Consider the following 608-nt stretch of genomic DNA (forward strand, 5'->3'; position numbering starts at 1 on the left):
ACCCGGTCCGCCATGCCGACGCAGCGCTTTCCGTCGAAGGGAAAGATCGTCTCGAACCCGCCCCGGATCCGATCCGTGATGATCCGCCGCAGGCGATGGCGTGCGCGCATCAGGCGGGTCTTGACCGTGCCGAGCGGCAGCGACAGGTCGCGGGCGATGTCGTGCAGGCTCAGCCCCGAGGCTTCGTGCATCAGAAACACCAGCCGCAGATCCGAAGGAAGCTCGCCAACCGCCGCCTCGATCAGGCTGCGTGTCTGCATCCGGCCAAGGGCGGCGTCCGTCGGTTCGGTTTCGGCGCCCGGAAACAGCACCACCTCGGCGCCATGCAGCGCCGGTTCCTCGACCGTGTCGTATTCCTGTTGCGCGTGCTGCTTGCGCAGGCGCATGGCCGCGCAGTTCAGCGCGATGCGGGTGATCCAGGTCGAGAAGCGCGCCGCGTCGCGGAAATCGTCAAGATGGGTGAAGGCGGCCAGATATGCGTCCTGCACGACCTCCTCGGCCTCGGCGTCGCTGGGCATCAGGCCGCGGGCGATGCGGAACAGGCGGCCGTTCAGCCGCCGGATCAGTTCGCGCACCGCCGCCTCGTCGCGCTGCCGGGCGGCCGCCAC

1 protein-coding gene is annotated in these 608 nt (G+C 69.2%); it reads right to left on the reverse strand.

The annotated features are described in order from the left end of the window. A partial coding sequence (locus CK944_RS22495; RefSeq protein ID WP_158248143.1) for an RNA polymerase sigma factor occupies positions 1-608 on the reverse strand: 608 nt, incomplete at both ends.

The sequence above is a fragment of the Paracoccus sp. SY genome (genome assembly GCF_002901215.1).
Classification (GTDB): domain Bacteria; phylum Pseudomonadota; class Alphaproteobacteria; order Rhodobacterales; family Rhodobacteraceae; genus Paracoccus; species Paracoccus acridae.